Consider the following 21,640-nt stretch of genomic DNA (forward strand, 5'->3'; position numbering starts at 1 on the left):
CATGGCGGAGACGGCAGCCGGGGCGCTGCCGGAAAAGGGGCGCCGCGCGGAAGAGGCGCCTGAACGGCGCGAGCGCCGACGGCGCGTCGCCCGGCCGGGGCGACTCGTGCGCACCACGGCCTTCAAACTGACGCTCGTCTACCTCACGGTCTTCGTCGTCCTCTCGCTCGGGCTGATCGCCTACATCTCCTCCACGACCGCCGACCTCATCGACCGCCAGCTCGAAGCGGCGATCGACGGGGAGAGCGCCGAGCTCGTCGCCGAGTTCCGCTCGCGCAACCTCTTCCGCCTGATGTCGACCATCGAGCGGCGGGCGATGCGGCCGGACGCGAGCGTCTATCTCATCACCGACTTCTCCGGGAATCCGATTGCGGGCAACGTCTCGGAATTGATCTACGACCCCGTCGAGGCGACGCCGGGCGGCACCTTCCCGGTGCGCTATGTGCGCCTCGTGCGCTCGGACGACGAGGAGCGCGTCTCCCATCGCGCGCTCGCCAAGCTCTCCGTCCTCGGCGGCGGCTATCGCCTCCTCGTCGGGCGCGACGTGGAGGACCGGATCGAGTTCTCCGGCATCATCCGCCGCTCGATCCGCGGCGCGATCGTTGTGGTCGTCGCGCTCGCGCTCCTGTCCTGGATCTTCCTGTCCCGCTCCGTCCTCCACAAGGTCGACGCGATCGCGGCGAGCTCGCGCCGCATCGTCGCCGGCGACCTTGCCCGGCGCTTGCCGACCGACCAGTCCGGCGACGAGTTCGACCGCCTCGCCCAGAGCGTCAACGTGATGCTCGACGAGATCGAGAGGCTGCACGCCGGGTTGCAGGAGGTCTCGCAGAACATCGCGCACGACCTCAAGACCCCGCTGACGCGCCTTCGGAACCGGCTCGACGAGATCCTGCGCACCCGTCCGTCGCGCGAGGACAGCGAAATCGTCCTCTCCCGCGCCATCGAGGAGTGCGATCAGCTCATCCGCACGTTCGAAGCGCTGTTGACGATCGCCCGTGTTGAAAGCCATTCCGCGGGGGTGAGTTTGGAGCCGACCGACCTGTCGGCACTGGTGGGGGATATGGCGGAATTCTACGAGCCTGCGGCCGAGGATGTCGGGATGCGTCTCGACAGCCGGATCGAGCCGGGAATCACGATCGCGGGCGAGCCGACCCTCCTGCGCAACATGATCGCGAACCTCCTCGACAATGCGCTGAAATACGGGCGCAGCGACAAGGCCTCGGTGGACCTCAGCCTGCGCCGCATCGGCGACGAGGCCGTCATCATCGTGCGCGACCACGGTGCGGGCGTCGGCGACGGGGACCGCTCGCGCCTCACCGACCGGTTCGTGCGCATGGACGCGGCGCGCTCGAAGCCGGGGGCGGGGCTCGGCCTGTCGCTCGTGAAGGCGATCGTCGGCCACCACTCGGGCACGCTGGAGCTTGCCAACGCCGATCCCGGCTTCTCGGTCCGCATCGCGCTCCCGATCACGACATGAGCGACGCGCTGATCTCGACGCTGACGGCGTTGCCCGGCGAGATTGACGCGGCCTTCGCCGACGAGATCGCCCCCACCCTTCGCGACCTCCAGGGCGGCGGGGAGGAGACCGTCCGCGCGCTCGCCTCCGTCGCGGCGGTGTCGCCCTATCTGCGCCACCTGATGCTCGCCAATCCGGGCCTCCTTGCCGAGGTGCTAACGCACTCGCTCGCCGAGACGGTGGAGGCCGCCTGCACGGTGGAGCCGGGCGAGGATCTCGACCGCGTCACGCGCGAACTGCGCAAGAGCAAGGCGAAGGTCGCGCTCGCCGTCGCCCTTGCCGATCTCCTCGGCGGGGCCGACGTCGCGACCGTGACGGCCGCGCTCAGCGACATCGCGGACCACGCGATCTCCGTCGCGCTCGACAGTCAGCTCCTCGACGCGGCGGCGCGCGGGGTGATCGACGATCCGGATCCGCAGCGCTGCGGCCTCTTCATCCTCGCCCTCGGCAAGCTCGGCGCGCGCGAGCTCAACTATTCGAGCGATGTCGACATCGTCGCCCTCTACGACCCCGAGCGGGCGGGCCCGCGCGGGATCGATGGCGGGCGGGCGGTGCGCATCGTCCAGCGCCTCGCCAAGATGCTCGCCGAGCGCACGGCCGACGGCTACGTCTTCCGCGTCGACCTGCGTCTGCGGCCGGACCCAGGCTCGACGCCGGTCGCCGTCTCCACGCGCAACGCGGTCGCCTACTTTCAGTCCCGCGCGAGGGCGTGGGAGCGGCAGGCGCGCATCAAGGCGCGCATCGTCGCCGGCGACCGGGAGGCGGGGCGCGCCTATCTCACCGCGCTCGACCCGTCGGTCTGGCGGGCGAGCTACGATTTCGCCGCGATCGACGACACGCTCGAAATGCGCGAGCAGATCGCGATGGTGCGCGGGGCGGGGAGCCTCACGCTGCCGGGCCACAATCTGAAGCTTGGCCGCGGCGGCATCCGCGAGGTCGAGTTCTTCGTCCAGAGCATCCAGCGCGTTGCGGGCGGGCGGGACCGGCGCCTGCGCGGCCGCGGCACGGTCGCGATGCTTCATGCGCTGGCGGCGACGGGCTGGATCGAGGCCGAGACGCGCGACGCGCTGACTGCCGCCTACGAGGTTCTGCGCAAGGCCGAGCATTGCGTCCAGATGGTCGCCGACGAGCAGACCCACACCCTGCCCGAGGCCGAAGGCCTGCCGCGGATCGCGTGCATGATGCGCACCGATTCGCTGGAGGCGACGCTCGTCCCCGTGTTCGAGGTGGTGCATCGCCACTTCGCTTCGCTGAGCGACCTCGTCGGCCAGCGCAACCCGGCCCTCGTCGACATGAAGGCGGGCGGAGAGGCGATCCCCGAGCCGCTCGCCCAGTCGATCGAGGCGATGTTCCGCGACTGGCTCTCCGGCGACCGGCCGAGCCTGCGCACCGAGCGCGCGCGCCAGCTCCTGGAGGCGCTGCAGGGAGACCTCACCGCCGCGATCGCCGATTCGCCCGACCCCGAGGCGACGCTCGCCGAGCTCGACGCCTTCTTCGCGCGCCTGCCGGCGGGCGTCGATCTCCTCTCGCGCCTCGACCTTCAGCGCGATCTCGTGGCGGTCCTCGTCCTCATCGTGTCGAGCGCGCCGCGCATGGCGGCCGAGCTTGCCCGCCGGTCCCACCTCCTCGACGTGCTCGTCGACCCCGCCTTCTTCGGCAATCTTCCCGACGAGGCGGCGCTGGAACACCAGCTCGACGGGATGCTCACCGCCGTTCCGGACTACGAGCCCGCGCTCGACGCGATGCGCGTCTTCGGCCAGGAGCAGGCGCTCCTCATCAATGTGCGGATCCTGACGGGCTCGATCATCGGCCCCGAGGCGGCGCACGCGACGACCCGCCTTGCCGACGTCCTCGTGCGCCGCGCGCTCGCGGTGGCGAGCGAGGCCTTCGCCAAGCGCCATGGTCGCCTTGCGGGTGGGGCGGTGGCACTCCTCGCGCTCGGCAAGTTCGGCAGCCGCGAGATGACGGCGACGAGCGATCTCGACATCGTCTTCCTCTACGACTGCGACCCGGACGCCGGCCAATCGGACGGCGAGAAGCCGCTGACGCCCGGCCACTACTACACCCGCCTCGCGCAGCGCTTTATCGCCGCCCTCTCGGCCCCGACCGCGCGCGGCTCGCTCTACGAGGTGGATCTGCGCCTTCGCCCGTCCGGGCAGGCCGGTCCGATCGCGACCCACATCCACTCCTTCGAGCGCTATCACGAGGAGAGCGCGTGGGTGTGGGAGCACATGGCGCTGACGCGCGCCCGCGTCGTGGCGGGCGATCCCGCGCTCGGGGAGCGGGCGATGGTCGCCGTGCGCCACGCGATCACGATCGAGCGGGACGCGCCGGACCTGCGACATGAAGTCGTCGCCATGCGGCGCCGGATCGGCGAGCAGCGGCGTGGCGGGCTGAAGCACATGCCGGGCGGGCAGGTCGATATCGAGTTCATCGCCCAATACCTCGCGCTGAAGGACCGGCTCGCGGCGGACGCGGACGAAGACACCGGCACGGTCGCCGCCCTCGGCCGGGCACGCGCCGCCGAGGTGCTTTCGGGCGACGATTACGACACGCTCGTCCAGGCCCATGCCCTGTTCCAGCGGCTCGCGCAGGTGATCTCGATCGCCTCGGACGGGGCGATCCGCCTCACCGATGCGCCGCTCGCCCTTCAGCGCCTTCTCCTGCGCGCGGGCGATGCGCCGGACATCGATTTCCTCAACGCCGACCTCATGGAAAGAGGCGAGGTCGTGCGCGCCACATTCGAGCGACTCATCGGTTCGCTGGAGGCGGAGGGTGTGGACAACTAACGCAGTTTTCCGGTTGGCGTTTTTCCGTCGCGAAGTCGCTTGACTTCCCCTGGGGCGCCGAGTACTTCCCCCAAACGCCGCGCGGACAGCGCAGCGTCTGGGGGTGTAGCTCAGTTGGTTAGAGTGCCGGCCTGTCACGCCGGAGGTCGCGGGTTCGAGCCCCGTCACTCCCGCCAGTCCTTCGAAATTCCATCCGAAAATTCAGTCACTGCCACGCCGCCGCGAACATCGCGGCCCGTTGCATGATGGCAACCACTCCGCGGCTCGCGCATTGATGCGATGGGCCGCTGCACGTGTTGGGTCCGCAGCGACCGTTCGTGCCTGGAGGGTCCGATGCGCATTCTCGCTCTCGTCCTGACGCTCGCCGCCGCGTTCGCCGCGGGCGATGCCGCCAACGCCGCGCCGCAGGGCAAGTTCGTCACGGGGGGCGGGGGACTCAAGATCTACACCCGCGCGTGGGGCAACCCGAACGGGCCGGCGATTCTCCTCGTCCACGGCTGGGCGCAGTCGAGCGAATCGTGGTCGCAGCAGATGGGCGGCAGCCTCGCCCGCAAATACAACATCGTCGCGATGGACATGCGCGGCCACGGCAAGTCCGAGGCCCCGGCCGACAAGCGGCTCTACCAGAGCGGCGACCTGATGGCCGACGACGTCGCCGCCGTCATCCGCGCCTATCGCCTGCGCCGCCCGGTCCTCGTCGCCTGGTCCTATGGCGGGGTCGTCGTCGGCGACTATCTCGCGAAATATGGCGACGGGAATGTCGCGGGCGTCGTCACCGTCGGCGCCATCATCGGCCTCGGCACGCCGGAACTGTCGACGCTCTCGCGCGCGTCCACGATGGCGACGCTCGGCGCCGCGCTCCGCCTTCCCTTCAACAGCAAGCTGAAGGGCGTCGTGCCGCGCTTCTTCGGCACGCCCGGCCACGTCCGCCGCGCCTTCATCGGCCGCAAGGTCGACCACAGCGACACGTACAAATCGCTCACAAAGCCGCTCCTCGTGATCCACGGCGCGAATGACGCGATCGTGAGCCCCGACGTCGCGGACTATTTCAAGGTCGTGCAGCCCCGCGCGAAGGTGCTGATCTTCGACAAGAGCGGCCATTTCCCCTTCGCCGAGGAGCCGGAGCGCTTCAACGCCGAGCTCTCCGCCTTCGTCGACCGGGTGAACTGAGCCTCATCCGCCGGGGCACCGCGCCCGTATTCTGGAAACGGAGCAATTCGTCTGCGGCACCCGCGAAGGCGGGGCCGGGGAGGGGGCCGCTCGCGGACCGGGAGGGGCGTTGCGGATCGCGGCCGGGGCTGCGGATTTCCCCGCGCTTTGTCGGATCGCTGGGCGTTCTTGCGCCAAACGCTTGAAAATCGACGCGGATGGGTTCTTAACGGGCGGGCTCCCGAATTGCTGCGGCGCGTGAGGCTTGCGCCGGACCGGTCTCGGGGGCTCCGCGGTGGGCGCGGGGCAGAAGCCCGGTTGCGGCGGACCCTCGTTTGAGTCATTCCAAGGACTGCCCACATGGTGGTTCGAAGCGGCGCCGGGTGCGCCGCAGCAAGGATCGATATGGAAGAGCTTCTCGCCAGCTATCTGCCAGTCGTCATTTTCGCGGGCGTCGCGGCGGTGATCGGTCTGGCGCTCCTGGTGTCGCCGTTCATCATTGCCTACAAGAGCCCGGATCGGGAGAAGCTGTCGGCCTACGAATGCGGCTTCAACGCGTTCGACGATGCCCGCATGAAGTTCGACGTGCGGTTCTATCTCGTCGCCATCCTCTTCATCATCTTCGATCTCGAGGTCGCGTTCCTGTTCCCGTGGATCCTGTCCTTCGACTCGATCGGCTGGTTCGGCTTCGGCTCGGTGATGCTCTTCCTCACGATCCTGACCATCGGCTTCGTGTATGAATGGAAGAAGGGGGCGCTCGAATGGAACTGACAACGGAAAAGCCGCTCCTCGACCAGCGTCGGGTTGAGCCGTCCGACACGCCGAACGCGCCGGACGATGCGTTCTTCCGCTCGGTGAGCGACGAGCTGAACGACAAGGGCTTCCTCGTCACCTCGTCCGAGGCGCTGATCCAGTGGTCGCGCACCGGCTCGCTGATGTGGATGACGTTCGGCCTCGCGTGCTGCGCGGTCGAGATGATGCAGCTCTCGATGCCCCGCTACGACGTGGAGCGCTTCGGCTTCGCGCCGCGCGCCTCGCCGCGCCAGTCGGACGTGATGATCGTTGCGGGCACGCTGACGAACAAGATGGCCCCGGCGCTGCGCAAGGTCTATGACCAGATGCCGGAGCCGCGCTACGTCATCTCCATGGGCTCGTGCGCCAATGGCGGCGGCTACTACCACTATTCCTATTCCGTGGTGCGCGGCTGCGACCGGGTCGTCCCGGTCGACATCTACGTTCCGGGTTGCCCGCCGACGGCCGAGGCGCTGCTCTATGGCGTGCTTCTGCTGCAGCGGAAGATCCGGCGGACCGGCACGATCGAGCGCTGACGATGGCTGAGACGGTTCAGAACGATTCCCTCGTCGACGTGCTCGACATCATCCGCGGCGCCCATCCGGACGCTATCGTGGAGCACTCGATCACCTTCGGGCAGCTCACCGTCGTCCTGACGCGGACCCACCTCATCGAGGTGGTGCGCTTCCTGCGGGACGATCCGCGCGTCGCCTTCGTCAACCTCGTCGACATTTGCGGCGTCGACTGGCCGGCCCGGGCCGAGCGGTTCGACGTCGTCTATCACCTGCTCTCGCCGGTCCATAATCTGCGCATCCGCCTCAAGGTGACGGCGGACGAGCGCACGCCCGTCCCCTCCCTCTCGGGCGTCTTCCCCGCGGCGGACTGGTACGAGCGCGAGGCCTACGACCTCTACGGCATCCTCTTCTCCGACCATCCGGACCTGCGCCGTCTACTGACGGACTACGGCTTCGACGGGCATCCGCTGCGCAAGGACTTCCCGCTGACAGGCTTCGTCGAGGTCCGCTATGACGACGAGGTCAAGCGGGTCGTGTACGAGCCGGTGAACCTCGTGCAGCAATTCCGCGACTTCGACTTCCTGTCGCCCTGGGAAGGCACGGAGTATGTTCTTCCGGGCGATGAGAAGGCAAACTGATGGCTGAGCGACATGGGCAGTGCGCCTGCGGCGCCGTCACCTTCACCGCCGACATCACGGCCGAGCATCTCGGCGCCTGCCACTGCACCACCTGCCGGCGGATGAATGGCGGCCCCTTCATCGTGGTCGAGGCGCACGGGCTGACCTATCCGGCCGACGCGCCCCTCGGCGTCTACAATTCCTCCGAATGGGCCGACCGCACCTACTGCCAGAAGTGCGGGACGAGCCTTGCCTACCGCCTCAAGGGCCAGGACATGGCCTTCGTCGGCGCCTACACGTTCGACCCGCCGCTCGACATGCCGCTGAAGGGCGAGGTCTTCATCGACGAGAAGCCGGCCGACTATTCCTTCGCTGACGACACCCAGAAGATCACGGGTCCCGAGCTCTTCGCGATGATGCAAGGACAAGGTTGATGGCCGAGCATCAGGTCAGAAACTTCAATATCAATTTCGGCCCGCAGCACCCGGCCGCGCACGGCGTCCTGCGCCTGGTGCTGGAGCTCGACGGCGAGATCGTGACGCGGGTCGACCCGCACATCGGCCTTCTCCACCGCGGCACCGAGAAGCTGATCGAGCACAAGACCTACACGCAGGCCGTGCCCTATTTCGACCGCCTCGACTATGTGGCGCCGATGAACCAGGAGCACGCCTTCGCGCTCGCGACCGAGAAGCTCCTCGGCATCGAGATCCCGAAACGCGCCCAGCTCATCCGCGTCCTCTACAGCGAGATCGGCCGCCTTCTCTCCCACCTCCTCAACGTGACGACCCAGGCGATGGACGTCGGCGCGCTGACCCCGCCGCTGTGGGGCTTCGAGGAGCGCGAGAAGCTGATGATGTTCTACGAGCGGGCGTGCGGCGCGCGCATGCACGCGAACTATGTGCGACCCGGCGGTGTCCACCAGGACCTGCCGGACCAGCTCGTCGAGGATATCGACGCCTTCTGCGAGCCGTTCCTGAAGGTGGTCGAGGATCTCGACCGGCTGATCACGGAAAACCGCATCTTCAAGCAGCGCAACGTCGATATCGGCGTCGTCTCGCTCGACGAGTGCTGGGCCTGGGGCTTCTCGGGCGTGATGGTGCGCGGCTCGGGCGCGGCGTGGGATCTGCGCAAGTCGCAGCCCTACGAGTGCTACGACGAGATGGAATTCGACATTCCCGTCGGCAAGAATGGCGACTGCTACGACCGCTATCTCATCCGCATGGAGGAGATGCGCCAGTCGACGTCGATCATGCGCCAGTGCTGCCAGAAGCTGCGCACGACCAAGGGTCCGGTGCACACGCTCGACGGCAAGGTCGCCCCGCCCAAGCGCGGTGAGATGAAGCGCTCGATGGAAGCGCTCATCCACCACTTCAAGCTCTACACCGAGGGCTTCCACGTTCCCGAAGGGGAGGTGTATGCCGCGGTGGAGGCCCCGAAGGGGGAGTTCGGCGTCTATCTCGTCTCCGACGGCACGAACAAGCCCTATCGCTGCAAGATCAAGGCCCCCGGCTTCGCGCATCTCCAGGCGATGGATACGATCTGCGAAGGGCACATGCTCGCGGACGTGGCCGCGATCCTCGGCTCGCTGGACATCGTGTTCGGCGAAGTTGACCGGTAATTGCGGGAGTGGTGGCGCCCGCACCGCGCGTGAGGGTGGCGTCCGGTTGGGCGCACCTTATCGCGCGGGGCGACTGGCACCCCGCTTCCTTTTGCGACGCACAATGATAGTGATGACCCGATCTGCGCTAAGTTCCGGAGCTAACCCATGGCTGTAAGGCGTCTTGCGAGCGAACAGCCCGCCTCGTTCGAGTTTACGCCGGAGAATCTCGCCTGGGCCCAGAATAGGATCTCCGACTATCCGGAGGGACGGCAGGCGAGCGCGGTCATCCCGATCCTGTGGAAGGCGCAGGAGCAGCACAATGGCTGGCTGCCCGAGCCGGCCATCCGCCTCGTGGCGGACATGCTGGACATGCCGTACATCCGCGTGTTCGAGATCGCGACCTTCTACACGATGTTCCAGCTCCAGCCGGTCGGCACCGTCGCCCATATCGGCGTGTGCGGGACGACGCCGTGCATGCTGCGCGGGGCCGAGGACATCATCCGCGTGTGCAAGTCGCGCATCGCCGGCCACGCGTTCGAGCTGTCGGCCGACAAGCGCTTCTCCTGGGAAGAGGTCGAGTGCGCCGGGGCGTGCGTGAACGCGCCGATGGTGCAGATCGGCTCCGACACGTTCGAGGATCTGACGCCCGAGACGTTCGAGGCGCTGCTCGACACGCTGGCGAGCGGCGCGACGCCGGTCCCCGGCCCGCAGAGTGCGCGCAAGGCGTCCGAGCCGATTTCCGGGGCGACCACTTTGCTCGGCGGCCAGCGCCGTCCGAAGCCGGTGGCCGAGGCGGCGCCCGGCGACGCGGCCCCCGATTCGGGCGTCGACCCGGCCTCTCCCGCCGCGCACGAGCAGCAGGCGGGTCTGCCCTCCGGCGCCGACCGGCCCGAGGTCGAGGCGACGCGGTCGAGCGACGAGCCCGCCGGCAACGCCCATCCGGCCGCGCCCGAGGCGCAGACCAACGGCCAGGTCGCCGAATCGCCCGAAGAGGCGGCGCGGCAGAAGCCGGCCGACACGCCCGAAGAGGCCGCGTCCGCGGACGCGCCCGATGTCGAGGCGCCGAACGAGGCCGAGATCGAAGCCGCTCCGCCGCGCGACGAGGAGGCCGACCGAGCCGCCGCCGACCGCGCCTCGCCGGGTGGCGAGTATGCCGCGCGCACCGACGAGGGCGAGGCGACCACCGACAGCGTGACCCCGCCCGCCGAAGCGGTGAGCGAGGCCGCCCCGGCCGAAGAGCCCGCGCCTGCCGAGGAGCCGGCCCCCGCCGAAGAGCCTGCGCCGGTCGAAGAGCCGGCCGCGGTCGAGGCGGCGGCTCCTGCCGAGGAGCCTGCGCCCGTCGAAGAGCCTGCCCCGGTGGCCGAGGAGCCCGCTCCGGTGGTGGAGGCTGCGGCCGAAGAGCCTGCGCCTGTCATCGAGGAGCCGGTGGAAGAAGCACCGGTCGAAGAGGCGCCTGTCGCCGAGGCGGCCGAGGAAGAGGCCGAGGAGGCGGCGGACGCGACGATGCCGGCGCCGCCCGACCGCATCGCGGCCAAGCGCGCGAACGAGGCGGGCGTGCGCCCGACCGGCGTGATGCGCGAGACGATCGGCGAGCCCGACGACCTGAAGCAGATCTCCGGCGTCGGCCCCGTGATCGAGAAGACGCTCCACCGTCTCGGCATCTTCCATTTCGCGCAGATCGCCGGGTGGACGCAGGAGAACAAGGACTGGGTGAACGCCTATCTCGCCTTCAAGGGCCGGATCGACCGCGAGAAGTGGGTCGAGCAGGCGCAGGCGCTCGTCGACAACACGGACGCGCCGCAATGATTGCCCAGCGTGGAGCGAACGCCGCCGGCGGCATCGCCGCACAATCCTCGCGAGTTGGAGCTGACGGATGCTGACGGATCAGGACCGCATTTTCACCAACCTCTACGGCTTCGAGGACTGGAGCCTGGAGGGGGCGAGGGCGCGCGGCCAGTGGGACGGGACCAAGGGGTTCATCGACCAGGGGCGTGACTGGATCATCGAGCAGCTGAAGGCCTCGGGCCTGCGCGGCCGCGGCGGGGCGGGCTTCCCGACCGGCCTCAAGATGAGCTTCATGCCGAAGGCCTCCGACGATGGGCGTCCGCATTATCTCGTCGTCAACGCCGACGAGTCCGAGCCCGGCACCTGCAAGGATCGCGAGATCATGCGGCACGACCCGCAGCTCCTCGTCGAGGGCTGCCTCATCGCCTGCCGCGCGATGGACTCGCACTATTGCTACATCTACGTGCGCGGCGAATATATCCGCGAGCGCGAGCACCTCGAGGCGGCCGTGCGCCAGGCCTACGAGGCCAAGCTCATCGGCAAGAACAACATCCACGGCTGGGACGTCGACATCGTCGTCCACCACGGCGCGGGCGCGTACATCTGCGGCGAGGAGACGGCGCTCCTCGAAAGCCTCGAAGGCAAGAAGGGGATGCCGCGCCTGAAGCCGCCATTCCCGGCCAATATGGGCCTCTATGGCGCGCCGACGACGGTCAACAATGTCGAGACGATCTCGGTCATCCCGGAGATCCTGCGGCGCGGGGCGACCTGGTTCGCCGATCTCGGCCGTCCGAACAATGTCGGCACCAAGCTCTTCTGCATCTCCGGTCACGTCGAGAAGCCGTGCACGGTGGAAGAGGAGATGGGCATCACCTTCCGCGAGCTCGTCGAGAAGCATTGCGGCGGCGTGCGCGGCGGTTGGGACAATCTCCTCGCGGTGATCCCGGGCGGCTCGTCCGTGCCGCTGATCCCGCACTGGGAGTGCGACGACCTCTACATGGATTTCGACACGCTGCGCGACAAGAAGTCGGGCCTCGGCACCGCGGCGGTCATCGTGATGGACAAGTCGACCGACATCATCAAGGCGATCAGTCGCCTCAGCTACTTCTACAAGCACGAGAGCTGCGGCCAGTGCACGCCGTGCCGCGAGGGCACGGGCTGGATGTGGCGCGTTATGGAGCGGATGGTCGAGGGGCGGGCCGACCCGCGCGAGATCGACCAGCTCCTGTCCGTGACCAAGCAGGTCGAGGGCCACACCATCTGCGCGCTCGGCGATGCCGCGGCGTGGCCGATCCAGGGCCTCATCCGCCATTTCCGCCCGGAGATGGAAAAGCGCATCGCGAGCTTCTCGGCCAAGCGCGTCGCCCCGGCGCCGATGGCGGCCGAGTAGGACGATGAAATTCGAGGATGCCCACGAAGCGCTTCACGTGCGCGGTGTCAGCGCCGAGAACTCGACATTCGAGGACGTGAACCTCTCGAATGCGAAGTTCGACGACGTCAATCTGTCGGTGGCGTCGATCACGCGGGCGAACCTCGCCGACGCGAAGGTGGAGAACGCGGACCTGTCGAACGCGCAATTCACCAACGTGAACATGAGCAATGTGCGCATCGACAACGCGCAGACGGCGGGAATGCGGATCAACGGCATCCCGCTCGCCGATCTCCTCGCCGCCTACACCATGATGCGCGACCGTCCCGCGGGGGACCGGTCGTGAGCGGCGCGGCGATCACGACCGGCGACGGCGCGTCCGCCCGGACGCCCGGCGGCCACGTGCGGGGCATTTGCCCACCGCGTTCGGGCCGCGGGGAGTTTGCGCGGGCCGCGAATTTGAATAATGAGAGGCCACTGCCAACGCTCGCGGCGCGTGTGGCGCGCACGGCGCTGCCGGCTCCCCGGCGGCTCTTGGGGCGACCCGTGGAACGAAGCGTAGCGTGAGGATGACGCGATGACGAAGCTGATCATCGACGGGCAAGAGATCGATGTGCCCGATCACTACACGGTGCTGCAGGCCTGCGAGGCCGCGGGCGCCGAAATTCCGCGCTTCTGCTTCCACGAGCGGCTGTCGATCGCGGGCAACTGCCGCATGTGCCTCGTGCAGATCGTCGGCGGGCCGCCGAAGCCGGTCGCGAGCTGCGCGATGGGGGTCAGGGACCTGCGCCCGGGTCGTGACGGCACGCCGCCGATGGTCAACACCAAGACCGAGTTCGTGAAGACGGCGCGCGAAGGGGTGATGGAGTTCCTGCTCATCAACCACCCGCTCGACTGCCCGATCTGCGACCAGGGCGGCGAGTGCGACCTGCAGGACCAGGCGATGGCCTACGGCGTCTCCGGCTCGCGCTTCAAGGAGAACAAGCGCGCGGTCGAAGACAAATATATCGGCCCGCTGGTCAAGACGATCATGAACCGGTGCATCCAGTGCACCCGCTGCATCCGCTTCGTGACCGAGGTGGCGGGCGTGCCCGACCTCGGCGCCATCGGCCGCGGCGAGGACATGGAGATCACCACCTATCTCGAGACCGCGATGGGCTCGGAGCTGCAGGGCAACGTGATCGACCTTTGCCCGGTCGGCGCGCTCACCTCGCGGCCCTACGCCTTCCAGGCCCGCCCCTGGGAGCTGACGAAGACCGAGACCATCGACGTGATGGACGCGGTCGGCTCCAACATCCGCGTCGACGTGCGCGGGCGTGAGGTGATGCGGATCATGCCGCGCCTCAACGAGGACGTGAACGAGGAGTGGATCTCCGACCGCACGCGCTTCGTGTGGGACGGCCTCAAGACCCAGCGCCTCGACCGCCCCTATGTGCGCGGTGCCGACGGGCGCCTCGCCCCGGCGACTTGGCGCGAGGCCTTCACGGCGATCTCCGCCAAGGTGAAGGGCACGCAGGCCGGCCGGATCGCCGCGCTCGGCGGTGACCTCGCCTCGGCCGAGGAGCTCTTCGCACTGAAGGACCTCATGTCCTGCCTCGGCGTCGCCTCGGTGGATTCGCGCCAGGACGGGGCCGCGCTCGACCCGTCTCTCGGCCGCGCCTCCTACCTCTTCAATCCGACGATTGCCGGGATCGAAGAGGCGGACGCGATCCTTATCGTCGGCGCCAACCCGCGCTGGGACGCGGCGGTCCTCAACGCCCGCATCCGCAAGGCCTGGGTGCATCACGGCGCGAAGGTCGGCCTCATCGGCGAGCGCGTCGACCTCACCTATCCCTACCAATATCTCGGCGCCGGCCCCGCGACTCTGTCCGACCTCGGCGCCTTCCGCGAGGTCCTCGAGAAGGCCGAGAGGCCGATCATCATGGTCGGCGCCGCGGCCCTCACGCGCGACGATGCGGCGGCGGTGCTCGCCGAAGCGGCCTCGCTCGCGAAGGCGGTCGGGGCGGTGACGCCCGAGTGGAACGGCTTTGCCATCCTCCACACGGCGGCGGCGCGCGTCGGCGGCCTCGATGTCGGCTGCGTGCCGGACGCGGGCGGGCTCGACACCCGCGGCGTGCTGGCGGCGGCGGGCGCGGGCGATATCGACGTCCTCTTCCTCCTCGGCGCGGACGAGATCGACACCGGCGGGCTCGAGAAGCCCTTCGTCGTCTATATCGGCACCCACGGCGATCGCGGCGCCCACGCGGCCGACGTGATCCTGCCGAGCGCAGCCTACACCGAGAAGCAGGGCACCTATGTGAACCTCGAGGGGCGGGCCCAGCGCGGTCACCGCGCCGCCTTCCCGCCGGGCGAGGCGCGCGAGGACTGGGCGATCCTGCGCGCCCTCTCGGCCGAGCTCGGCGCGCAGCTTCCTTATGACAGCTTCGCGGCGCTGAACCGTGCGATGGTCGCAAAGGCGCCCTTCCTCGGCGAGGTCGACCAGGTGGTTCCCGGCAATCCGGACGCCATCGACCGTCTCGCCGCGCGGGCAGGGGCCATGGAAGGGACGCCGTTCGTGAACCCGATCGAGGTCTTCCACCTCACCAACCCGGTGACGCGGGCCTCGAAAGTCATGGCCGAGTGCGCCCGCCTTCTCGACGAGCGGGCCCGCCCCGCCGAAGCCGCGGAGTAGACCCGATGCGCCGCCCCGTCGCCGCAACGCTTGCGATCGTCCTCACCGGCCTCATGGCCGCGGTGCCGCCGACCTTCGGCGCCACCGTCACGCAGGACGATTCCCACGACGTGCTGATCGAGATCGGCGGCGACGCCTCGGTCAACGCCTGCGCCCAGAGCGGCGCGGTGGTGGACGCGGGCAAGGACGGCGCGGTCGTGCGCCGCGGCCCGTCCGAGGACTACGGCCTCCTCGACCAGCTCGTCGACGGGACGAGCGTGTTCGTGTGCGCCACCGAGGGCAGCTGGCTCGCGGTGGTCTACGGATCGGGCGATTGCGGCGTCTCCGAGCCTTGGCCGGAGAAGAAAACCTATAATGGCCCGTGTCTGTCCGGCTGGCTGCCGGCGTCGCGGGTGAAGATCATCGCCGGTTGAGCGGCGCGTGAGGGATTGATGGATGTCTGAGTTCTGGAGCAATTACGCCGCACCGACGCTCCTGATCGTGCTTCAGAGCGTGGTCCTTCTCGTGGCTCTGCTCATCATCATCGCCTACATCCTGCTCGCCGACCGCAAGGTCTGGGCGGCGGTGCAGATGCGGCGTGGCCCGAACGTCGTCGGTCCCTTCGGCCTCTTCCAGTCCTTCGCGGACCTGTTGAAGTTCGTCTTCAAGGAGCCTGTCATTCCGGCGGGCGCGGACCGCACGGTCTTCCTGCTCGCCCCCTTCATCACGACGCTTCTCGCGCTGTGCGCCTGGGTCGTGGTGCCGGTCGCGCAGGACTGGGTGATCGCCGACATCAATGTGGGCGTCCTCTACGTCCTCGCGATCTCCTCGCTCGGCGTCTACGGCGTCATCATGGGCGGCTGGGCGTCGAACTCGAAATATCCCTTCCTCGGTGCGCTCCGCTCCAGCGCGCAGATGATCTCGTACGAGGTGTCGATCGGCCTCGTGATCATCACGGTGCTCCTGTGCGTCGGCTCGCTGAACCTGCAGGACGTCGTGTTCGCGCAGGAAACGGGCCTTGCGACGATGCTGGGCCTCCCGTGGCTGTCGATCCTCAACTGGTACTGGCTGCCGCTCTTCCCGATGTTCGTGGTGTTCTTCATCTCCGCCCTCGCGGAGACGAACCGCCCGCCCTTCGACCTGCCCGAAGCCGAATCGGAGCTCGTCGCGGGCTTCATGGTCGAGTACGGCTCCACGCCCTACATGATGTTCATGCTCGGCGAGTACGTCTCGATCGGGCTGATGTGCGCGATGACGACGCTGCTCTTCCTCGGCGGCTGGCTGCCGCCGCTGGCGATCGCGCCGTTCACCTGGATTCCGGGCGTCATCTGGTTCGCCCTTAAGTGCTTCGGCGTCTTCTTCATGTTCGCCATGGTGAAGGCCATCGTCCCGCGCTACCGCTACGACCAGCTCATGCGCCTCGGCTGGAAGGTCTTCCTGCCGCTGTCGCTCGGCGCGGTGGTGGTCGTCGCGCTCGTCCTGAAGCTCACCGGCTGGCGCGGCTGACCCGCGCCACGGGGCGCGAGCCCCGCGGTTGCGAACTTGGCCGACCGCGCCATGTGGAATTGTTGTAGTTTGACGGTGCGCCGCTTCCGACGCGCCGTCCCGTTGATGACGCAAGAGAGCTGAACCGATATGGCAACCCTCCAGGGCACCGCCCGCTCGATCTTCCTGTTGGAGTTCGTGTCGGCCTTCTTTCTGGGCATGCGGTACTTCTTCAGCCCGAAGGCGACGGTGAACTACCCCTACGAGAAGAACCCCATCTCGCCGCGCTTCCGCGGGGAGCACGCGCTGCGCCGCTATCCGAACGGCGAAGAGCGCTGCATCGCCTGCAAGCTCTGCGAGGCGATCTGCCCCGCCCAGGCCATCACCATCGAAGCCGGGCCGCGCCGCAATGACGGCACGCGCCGCACCACGCGCTACGACATCGACATGGTGAAGTGCATCTATTGTGGCCTCTGCCAGGAAGCCTGCCCGGTGGACGCGATCGTCGAAGGCCCGAACTTCGAGTTCGCGACCGAGACGCGCGAGGAGCTCCTCTACACCAAGGAGAAGCTGCTCGCGAACGGAGACCGTTGGGAGCGTGAGATCGCGGCCAACATCGCGGCGGACGCGCCCTACCGCTGAGGCGGGCGCATCATCCGGCATGACGCCGCAGATGAGGGCAAGCGTGCACCCATGACCGACCCGTTCGAGAAGCAGCACAAGAACGCGGCGCGCGCGAAAAACGCCGCCTTCTTCACGCTGATCCTGGTCGGCGCGATCATCATCGGCGTCCTGATCATCTACGGCGCGCTCTTCTAGGACGCGTCATCTCGCCGCGAAGCCTGGCGGGAAAAGCCGGCACCATCCTCCAACACGTCGAGCGCCTGGCGTTTCCGTAAGGACGCGGCTCCGGGCCGTGCCGGGGCCGCCCGCGCGTCAGTCGCCGGGCTTCTCCTCGTTGCCCGCCATCAGCTCGGCCGCGAGCTTCGTCACCGCCACGGTGTCGAGCTTGCCGGTGCCGAGAAGCGGGATCTTCTCCACCTGGAAGACGCGATAGGGCATGAAGCGCTCCGACAGCTTGTCGTGCTTCAGGCGGGCCAGAAGCTCGTCCGGCTCCGGATCGGGCTCTTCCGTCAGAAGGACGATGATCTCGCCCTTGTGGCCGAGCGGGAGGGCGGCGGCGGCGTGGAGCGACTCGGGCCAGACGGCGCCGGCGAGATTCTCCACCGTCACGAGCGAGGTCATCTCTCCGCCGATCTTGGCGAAGCGCTTCAGGCGTCCGCGGATCGACAGATACCCGTCCTCGATGACGACGGCGTCGCCGGTGTCGTGCCAGCCGTCGGGCGGGGAGCTGAGGCTGCCGTCCGGCTGGAGATAGCCCGCCATCACGTTCGGGCCGCGCACCTTGAGGCGGTAGCCGTCATGAAGGCCGGGCACCGGCTCAAGCAGCGCCTCGATCCCCGGAAGGAGCTTGCCGACCGTCCCGTCGCGCACGTCGTCGGGGTGGTTCGCGGCGAGCACCGGGCTCGTCTCGGTGACGCCATAGCCCTCAACGACGGAGAACCCGAAGCGGGAGCGCACGAGGTTGCGCGTCTCGGCCCGCACACGCTCGGCCCCGCACACGGCGAAGTGCAGCGAGGAGAGGCTGCCCGGATCGCCGACGCGCGCGTATTGGCGCAGGAACGTGTCGGTTGCGAGGAGGACGTTCGGCTGCGTCTCTGAGATGCGCTTCGCGACCTCCTTCGCCCGCAGCGGGGAGGGGTGGAGGACGAGTTTTCGCCCCAGCACCAGCGGCAGGATCATGCCCGGCCCAAGCCCGTAGGAGTGGAACATCGGCAGCGGGTTGAAGAACACCTTCACCCGCTCGAGCGGCAGCCCGCGCACGACCTGCTCGATGTTGGACAGGATGTTGCGGTGGGAGAGGACGACCGCCTTCGGGTCCCCTTCCGCGCCGGAGGTGAACACGATCGCTGCGCCTGAATCGGGCGCGGCACGCGGCAGGAGGCCGAGCTTGGGGCCGATGACGGCGAACGCCTTGTCGCGCCGCGTGACGGACTTGCGCAGCGTCTCCAGCGGCAGCACCGGCGCGCATTCGGCGAGCGCGGCCGCGATCGGCTCCAGCTTCGCCATCGCGATGAACCGGTCGGCGGTGATGATGGCGCCGACCTTCGCGACCTCGCAGGCCGCGACGAGGGTCGGCCGGCCGGCGGTGAAGTTCAGCATCGCCGGCGTGCGCCCCGCGGCGAGCACGGCGAAATAGGCGATCACGGCCGCGATGCTCGACGGCAGCATGATCGCGACGACCTCGCCCTTGGTCTCGCGCTTCACGACGCGCGACAGCGCCGCGACGGCGCGCACAAGCTCGGTGTAGGTGAGGATGCGCTGCTCGCCGTCCTCCAGCGCGACGCTGGCGCCGCCGAACTTGCGCTCAGCCTCCAGGAGCGCGGTGAGGATCGACCGGTCCGAGACCTTGGCGATCGCCGCCCCGTCCGGCCCGTCCTCGCGCGCCGGCAGGTAGATCGTGCCGTCGGGGGCCCAGGCGGGAAGCGCCTTCGGCTCGCGTGCGCCGATATCGTTCACGGCCGACGCTCGGTCTCGCCGGTCCCGATGGTCGCCAGCGGGGCGGGAGCGGCCATGCGCACGCGGCGGGTGGAGGTTCGGCGCCACATGTGCGACACCGCACACCGGGTGACGTCGGCACCATTGCGCCGAAAGACGTCGACTTGCGTCGAGTCGGATGGCATCGGTTGTTCCTCCCGGTCTTTGGATCGATGTAAGGACGAGGCGCGGCGGGGCGCAACTGCTTCATGGCCCCGTGTTCGGTACGATACAGAGAGAGTGGCCATGAAGACGCGCAACGTCGACGCGTATGCTGAGCTTCACCGGCGGCGGACTTACGGCAACACTGCGGTCCGCATGCGGCGATTTGTCGAGCCCTGGGTGCAGATCGACCGGCCGAAAACGCTGATCGACTACGGCGCCGGGCAGGGGCGATTCGGCGAGATCCTGACCGCGCCGACGCTCGAGGTGCGCGACAGCTACGACCCCGCGATCCCCGAGATCGCCACCCTGAAGAGCGATTCCTACGACTACGCGATCTGCATCGACGTGATGGAGCATCTGGAGCCGGACGAGGTGGCGGGCGTGCTGAAGCACGTCGCGAGCCTCACAAAGCGCGCGCTCTTCATCATCGACACGCGGCCCGCCCGCGCGATCCTGCCGGACGGTCGCAACGCGCACACGATGCTGCAGCCGCCGAAGAAGTGGCAGGAGATGCTGGCGACGGCCTTCGGCGAGGCGGTGGCTGTGCCCGTCTTCCGCAAGGGTCGCTGCGCCTTCAAGACCTACCGCTCGTCTCCGTCCGAGTGGCTGGCCTATTGGGGGAAGTTCGGCCCGGCCGAGGTGGACTATCAGCTATGGCGCCTGAAGGGCGGCCGCTACGAGCAGCCCCCAATCTCGACCTGACCGGCCCGCGTCAGATCCCGCGCGCCTGAAGGAGGCGGCTCAGCGCGTCCGGCTGCGAGACGCGCGGCGGCGGCGGCGTGTCGAGGAGGCGCGCGAGGTCGAGCGTCGCAAAGGTCGCGGTCGACACGAGCCCGCGCCCGACGAGAACGCCGACCTCCCGCCGGTCGCGCGGCGGGCCGGCATAGGCTTCGGCGCGGATGATCTTGGTGGGCCGCCCCGCCGCCAGCGATTCGGTGATCATGGACATGCTGTCGGCGGTGACCATCACGAGGTCGGCCCCGTATGCGGGGGTGTTGGAGGCGACCCCGCCATCGGCATAGCGGTGGGAAGAGAGGCGGGCGCCGAGCGGGGCGAGCGCCTCGATGAAGCCGTCGAAGAGTCCCGCCGAGGTGCGGCGCGAATCGTAGGCCTGGAGCGCCCAGTCGGGCCGTTCCGCGAAGACCGCGAGGAGGCTCGCGGCGAGCGCGTCCATGTCGTCCTGCCGGTAGGCGTAGTGCTTGCTCTCGCCGCCGAAGAGGAGGGCGAGGGTGCGCGGGCCCGGTTCGGCGAGCGGACGGGGTGGGGGAAGCGCGTCGACGTCGACATTCGACGGGCGCGGCGCTTCGAGCACCGCCGGCGAGCGGGAGGGGATCGGGCTGAGGATCACCGAGTAGCCCCGCACCGGCCATTTCGGGAAACCGCAATAGATGTTCTTCGCGCCGAAGCGGCGGGCGGCGGCGATGTTCGCGGCCGCGGTCGCGGGGCCGGTCGAGATCACGATGTCGGCCCGCTCCGGCCAGGTGTCGAGCGCGGCGTCGCGGAAGGGGCCCGCGACGCGCTCCGGCGCGATCGCGACGCGCTCGGCGAGCCAGCGCTCGGGCGGCATCAGCGTGGCGCTGACGCGGGCGACGCGGCGCGAGCGCGGCCGGATCTCGCGCATCCCGAGCCATCCGGCGTTCACGGTGTGATGGCGCGCGAGGGCGACGAGGACCCCGTCCGACGATCGGTCGTGTCCGGCGACCCCGTCCGTGAGGACGAGGATATCCGTCACTGCCAATGCTCGCGGATCCACGGCGTCGGGCGGACGCGCTTGCGGATGCGCTTCACCCAGCTCTTCTCGGGCCAGATCCCGTCGCGCGCGTGGTCCGGATTTGGGAAGCCGGTGAAGCAGATCACTTTCGCGTCATCGGGCAGCGGCGCGGTCTTCACGTAGTTCAGCGGGAAGGGCGGCAGCAGGGTGTGCTTGAAGCTGACGCACCACGGCTTCGGCCAGAAGACGCGTGAGGAGATGGTGCGCGACTGGAAGGTCTGGCTGTTCGGGTGCTTGCGCACGGTCCCTTCCGGGTCCGCCATCAGCGTGTTGTAGACCTCGGTGTGGGCGCCGACGGTGAGGCGGAAGACGCTCGTGTTGCCGATGCCGCTCCCCATCTGCGTCCAGTTCTCGATCACGCAGTAGGTCGCCTCGGGCGCATAGTCGAAAAAGTCGTCGATCCCGCCCGTCACCACGACGTCGAGGTCCAGGAAGAGGACATTGCCCGTCACGTCGCCGAGATCGGCCTGGGTGAGGGCAATCTTTCGCCAGGCCTTCCAGCGGTGGCTTTCGGGCAGGTTGATCGCGGGGAGGGGGCGCGGCTCGATCCCCGGGTCGAGCCCCTCCGCATTGTCCGTGAAGCAGACGAAGCGGAGCGGGCGCGATGTGTGGCGGCGCACCATGTTGTGCAGCGTGTTGGCATAGTCCGTCCCGTAGGCGGTGCCCCACTTCATGCAGATCACGGTTTGCGCAGAGTTCGTCATCGATCGCCCGGTGGGTTCGAGGGAGATTGCCACGACATCCCACCAGGAGGGGTCGGCAGCTCGCAGTCCGAGCCGACCTTATGGCACACGCGGACCCTCGAGCCCAAAAAGCTCTAATGAAAGTCCGCCGCCGAG

General features: G+C 68.6%; 20 protein-coding genes and 1 tRNA gene. 18 read left to right on the forward strand and 3 right to left on the reverse strand.

Annotation, left to right across the window (positions count from 1 at the left end; translation table 11 throughout):
- The first annotated feature begins 1 nt into the window (after nucleotide 1).
- The 17 genes from DBV35_RS08200 (at nucleotide 2) to DBV35_RS31275 (ending at nucleotide 17,086) form a co-directional block, all read left to right on the forward strand.
- A complete protein-coding gene (locus DBV35_RS08200) occupies nucleotides 2-1,477 on the forward strand; it encodes a sensor histidine kinase (RefSeq protein ID WP_108659674.1) in 1,476 nt (491 codons plus the stop codon).
- A complete protein-coding gene (locus DBV35_RS08205; RefSeq protein WP_108659675.1) occupies nucleotides 1,474-4,305 on the forward strand; it encodes a bifunctional [glutamine synthetase] adenylyltransferase/[glutamine synthetase]-adenylyl-L-tyrosine phosphorylase in 2,832 nt (943 codons plus the stop codon). The genes DBV35_RS08200 and DBV35_RS08205 overlap by 4 nt, the downstream gene beginning before the upstream one ends.
- Before the next feature lie 99 nt (nucleotides 4,306-4,404).
- A tRNA-Asp gene (locus DBV35_RS08210) sits at nucleotides 4,405-4,481 on the forward strand.
- A gap of 157 nt (nucleotides 4,482-4,638) precedes the next feature.
- The gene (locus tag DBV35_RS08215; RefSeq protein ID WP_157961636.1) at nucleotides 4,639-5,475 is read left to right on the forward strand and encodes an alpha/beta fold hydrolase; all 837 of its coding nucleotides are present in this window, start codon (nucleotides 4,639-4,641) and stop codon (nucleotides 5,473-5,475) included.
- A 384-nt stretch (nucleotides 5,476-5,859) separates the two neighbouring features.
- Complete coding sequence (locus DBV35_RS08220; RefSeq protein WP_108659677.1) at nucleotides 5,860-6,225, forward strand: NADH-quinone oxidoreductase subunit A; 366 nt, start codon at nucleotides 5,860-5,862, stop codon at nucleotides 6,223-6,225.
- Nucleotides 6,216-6,782, forward strand: coding sequence for a NuoB/complex I 20 kDa subunit family protein (locus DBV35_RS08225; RefSeq protein WP_108659678.1), 567 nt, complete (start codon nucleotides 6,216-6,218; stop codon nucleotides 6,780-6,782). The genes DBV35_RS08220 and DBV35_RS08225 overlap by 10 nt, the downstream gene beginning before the upstream one ends.
- A gap of 2 nt (nucleotides 6,783-6,784) precedes the next feature.
- Entirely contained in the window at nucleotides 6,785-7,399 is a 615-nt protein-coding gene (locus tag DBV35_RS08230; RefSeq protein ID WP_108659679.1) for an NADH-quinone oxidoreductase subunit C, read from the forward strand.
- The gene (locus DBV35_RS08235; protein WP_108659680.1) at nucleotides 7,399-7,812 is read left to right on the forward strand and encodes a GFA family protein; all 414 of its coding nucleotides are present in this window, start codon (nucleotides 7,399-7,401) and stop codon (nucleotides 7,810-7,812) included. The genes DBV35_RS08230 and DBV35_RS08235 overlap by 1 nt, the downstream gene beginning before the upstream one ends.
- Nucleotides 7,812-8,996, forward strand: coding sequence for an NADH-quinone oxidoreductase subunit D (locus DBV35_RS08240; protein WP_108659681.1), 1,185 nt, complete (start codon nucleotides 7,812-7,814; stop codon nucleotides 8,994-8,996). The genes DBV35_RS08235 and DBV35_RS08240 overlap by 1 nt, the downstream gene beginning before the upstream one ends.
- 147 nt (nucleotides 8,997-9,143) lie before the next feature.
- Nucleotides 9,144-10,784, forward strand: a complete 1,641-nt coding sequence (nuoE, locus tag DBV35_RS31030) for an NADH-quinone oxidoreductase subunit NuoE (RefSeq protein ID WP_170134891.1) — start codon at nucleotides 9,144-9,146, stop codon at nucleotides 10,782-10,784.
- A 67-nt stretch (nucleotides 10,785-10,851) separates the two neighbouring features.
- A complete protein-coding gene (gene nuoF / locus DBV35_RS08250; RefSeq protein WP_108659682.1) occupies nucleotides 10,852-12,153 on the forward strand; it encodes an NADH-quinone oxidoreductase subunit NuoF in 1,302 nt (433 codons plus the stop codon).
- Between the two features lie 4 nt (nucleotides 12,154-12,157).
- The gene (locus DBV35_RS08255) at nucleotides 12,158-12,478 is read left to right on the forward strand and encodes a pentapeptide repeat-containing protein (protein ID WP_108659683.1); all 321 of its coding nucleotides are present in this window, start codon (nucleotides 12,158-12,160) and stop codon (nucleotides 12,476-12,478) included.
- A 231-nt stretch (nucleotides 12,479-12,709) separates the two neighbouring features.
- Nucleotides 12,710-14,803, forward strand: coding sequence for an NADH-quinone oxidoreductase subunit NuoG (gene nuoG, locus DBV35_RS08260; RefSeq protein ID WP_108659684.1), 2,094 nt, complete (start codon nucleotides 12,710-12,712; stop codon nucleotides 14,801-14,803).
- A 5-nt stretch (nucleotides 14,804-14,808) separates the two neighbouring features.
- Nucleotides 14,809-15,216: an SH3 domain-containing protein gene (locus tag DBV35_RS08265; protein WP_108659685.1), complete on the forward strand. Its 408-nt coding sequence runs from the start codon at nucleotides 14,809-14,811 to the stop codon at nucleotides 15,214-15,216.
- Nucleotides 15,217-15,238: 22 nt separating this feature from the next.
- Entirely contained in the window at nucleotides 15,239-16,288 is a 1,050-nt protein-coding gene (nuoH, locus tag DBV35_RS08270) for an NADH-quinone oxidoreductase subunit NuoH (protein WP_108659686.1), read from the forward strand.
- Nucleotides 16,289-16,417: 129 nt separating this feature from the next.
- The gene (gene nuoI / locus DBV35_RS08275) at nucleotides 16,418-16,909 is read left to right on the forward strand and encodes an NADH-quinone oxidoreductase subunit NuoI (RefSeq protein WP_108659687.1); all 492 of its coding nucleotides are present in this window, start codon (nucleotides 16,418-16,420) and stop codon (nucleotides 16,907-16,909) included.
- A 51-nt stretch (nucleotides 16,910-16,960) separates the two neighbouring features.
- A complete protein-coding gene (locus DBV35_RS31275; RefSeq protein ID WP_281262221.1) occupies nucleotides 16,961-17,086 on the forward strand; it encodes a hypothetical protein in 126 nt (41 codons plus the stop codon).
- A 117-nt stretch (nucleotides 17,087-17,203) separates the two neighbouring features.
- Here DBV35_RS31275 and DBV35_RS08280 read toward each other — a convergent pair whose 3' ends face one another.
- A complete protein-coding gene (locus tag DBV35_RS08280; RefSeq protein ID WP_205648508.1) occupies nucleotides 17,204-18,847 on the reverse strand; it encodes an AMP-binding protein in 1,644 nt (547 codons plus the stop codon).
- Between the two features lie 264 nt (nucleotides 18,848-19,111).
- On the opposite strand from DBV35_RS08280, the gene DBV35_RS08285 reads away from it, so the two are divergent.
- Nucleotides 19,112-19,732: a methyltransferase domain-containing protein gene (locus tag DBV35_RS08285; RefSeq protein ID WP_108659688.1), complete on the forward strand. Its 621-nt coding sequence runs from the start codon at nucleotides 19,112-19,114 to the stop codon at nucleotides 19,730-19,732.
- A gap of 10 nt (nucleotides 19,733-19,742) precedes the next feature.
- On the opposite strand, the gene DBV35_RS08290 is transcribed toward DBV35_RS08285, so the two are convergent.
- Together DBV35_RS08290 and DBV35_RS08295 are read right to left on the reverse strand one after the other, a co-directional pair.
- Nucleotides 19,743-20,762, reverse strand: coding sequence for an ELM1/GtrOC1 family putative glycosyltransferase (locus DBV35_RS08290; protein ID WP_205648509.1), 1,020 nt, complete (start codon nucleotides 20,760-20,762; stop codon nucleotides 19,743-19,745).
- Nucleotides 20,759-21,505 carry a glycosyl transferase gene (locus DBV35_RS08295; RefSeq protein ID WP_205648510.1) on the reverse strand — a complete coding sequence of 249 codons (747 nt, stop codon included), beginning with the start codon at nucleotides 21,503-21,505 and terminating at the stop codon, nucleotides 20,759-20,761. Before DBV35_RS08295 ends, DBV35_RS08290 begins: the two co-directional genes overlap by 4 nt.
- Nucleotides 21,506-21,640 lie beyond the last annotated feature (135 nt).

The sequence above is a fragment of the Acuticoccus kandeliae genome, assembly GCF_003073115.1.